The 2,017-nt window shown below is 48.4% G+C and carries 2 protein-coding genes and 1 tRNA gene; 1 reads left to right on the top strand and 2 read right to left on the bottom strand.

Going from position 1 to position 2,017, the window contains the following annotated elements:
* Window positions 1-36: 36 nt before the first annotated feature.
* Together SFV55_RS11645 and SFV55_RS11650 are read right to left on the bottom strand one after the other, a co-directional pair.
* Window positions 37-852: a Nif3-like dinuclear metal center hexameric protein gene (locus SFV55_RS11645; protein ID WP_320029675.1), complete on the bottom strand. Its 816-nt coding sequence runs from the start codon at window positions 850-852 to the stop codon at window positions 37-39.
* Window positions 853-920: 68 nt separating this feature from the next.
* A complete protein-coding gene (locus tag SFV55_RS11650) occupies window positions 921-1,847 on the bottom strand; it encodes a PfkB family carbohydrate kinase (protein WP_320029676.1) in 927 nt (308 codons plus the stop codon).
* 97 nt (window positions 1,848-1,944) lie between these two features.
* On the opposite strand from SFV55_RS11650, the gene SFV55_RS11655 reads away from it, so the two are divergent.
* Window positions 1,945-2,017, top strand: a tRNA-Asn gene (locus tag SFV55_RS11655).

Here is a 2,017-nt window from a genome sequence, read left to right on the forward strand (position 1 = left end):
TGCTACAGTAATTTCGTTAGCCATGTTTGGTTGTTGTTAATAATAATGAACGGGATTGGTCTTCACGCTCGTGCAATAGCGCGCAAAGTTACTATATTTTTTTGAAATAATCTCGTGCAATAATTCAATGGTAAATTGCTCGCTTTCATAGTGTCCGATATCGGCAATGACAATTTGGCCATCGGCATCAAAAAACTCGTGGTACTTGTAATCGGCGGTCACAAAAACGTCGGCACCAGCAGCGACGGCTTTGGGCAACAAAAAGCCACCTGAACCGCCACAAACGGCTATAGTGCGTACTTCTCGGTTGCGCAAGGGGGTGTATTTGATGCAAGCGACTTGCATGCTGCTTTTGAGGTGTTGCAGGAAATCGACTTCACTCATGCTTTGGGGCAGAGTCCCGATCATACCCGAACCCACTTCGGGGTCAGGGGAGGGCAAACCATTCTTCAGCAGTGGTTTAGCAGAGAGGATGCGGGTGTTTTCAAGCCCCAGTTTTTCAGCAATTTTACCATTCACACCATTGCGGTATACGTTGTCGAGGTTGGTGTGGATGGCATACAAGGCTACCCCTTCGCGAATGGCTTTGATCACCACACGTTCCACGTAGTTGCGACCAGTCAGGCGCTTCAGGCCTCGAAAAATGATGGGGTGGTGCGCCACGAGCAGGTTACAACCTTTTGCTACGGCTTCATCGATTACCGCCTCCGTAGCGTCCAGCGCGATCATTACCCCGCTGATTTCTGCATTGGGGTCGCCGACGAGAAGACCGGAATTGTCGTAGTCTTCCTGGTAATGGGAAGGTGCGATGCTTTCGAGGTAGGCGGTAAGTTCGGAGATGGTTGTGGGCATATATTAAAACTAGCGTTTAGAAGTTTCAACCGTTATTCTACAACAACGGTTGAAACTCTTTATTGGTTTCAAATCTCCATCACCAAATCAAAATTCACCAATTCCACAAAACGTTGAACTCGTTCGTTGATTTTGGCAGCATCCAGGGATTTGAGGGCTTCTACACTAAATTGTTCTACGCAGAAAGAAGCCATAGCGGAACCATAAATGATCGCGCGCTTCATATTTTCGAAGGAAGTATCCTCGGTTTTGGCAATGTAGCCCATGAATCCACCAGCAAAAGTATCTCCGGCACCAGTTGGGTCGGTGACTTCCTGGAGGGGGAGGGCAGGAGCAAAGAACAGTTTATCGCCTTCAAACAACAATGCGCCATGCTCACCTTTTTTGATCACCAGGAATTGTGGGCCCAAAGCGTGAATTTTGTGAGCAGCTTTCACCAAAGAGTGTTCACCCGACAATTGGCGAGCTTCCTCATCGTTGATGATCAGCATATCGATTTTGCCGAGTACTTCCATCAGGCTATCCCAGGCGATATCCATCCAAAAATTCATGGTATCGAGGGCGATCAGCTTGGGGCGTTTGTTCATTTGCTCAATGACACGCAACTGAACCGCTGGGGTCAGGTTGCCAAGCATCAAGTACTCCGTATCTTTATACGCATCGGGCAACACGGGGTCAAAATCGGCCAGTACGTTCAACTGGGTGTCAAGGGTATACCGGGAATTCATGTTGTTGTGGTAGCGGCCAGCCCAAAAGAAGGACTTTTCGCCTGCCTTTACCTGCAAACCCTCCAGGTCGATTCCCCTTTGGCGCATAAAATTCAACATGTCTTGCGGGAAATCATCCCCAATGACTGATACCAGGCGCAGGTCATTCAAAAAATGAGAAGCAGCCAAGGTAATGTAGGTAGCAGCCCCGCCAATGGCCATTTCTGCCCGGCCCATAGGGGTCTCAATATCGTCGAAAGCAACGGTTCCAACCGCAAGTAAACTCATGATGAAAATTTTTTTGAAAAATTACGGCGCAAATATTGCACATTATTTTGAGTTGGCATACATTTGCACACGCAATTCGATAATTGCACCGGCAAGTGCCTCAGTAGCTCAGCCGGTTAGAGCGGCGGACTGTTAATCCGTAGGTCGTAGGTTCGAGCCCTACCTGAGGC

Source organism: Haliscomenobacter sp., from assembly GCF_033763495.1.
Lineage (GTDB): Bacteria > Bacteroidota > Bacteroidia > Chitinophagales > Saprospiraceae > Haliscomenobacter.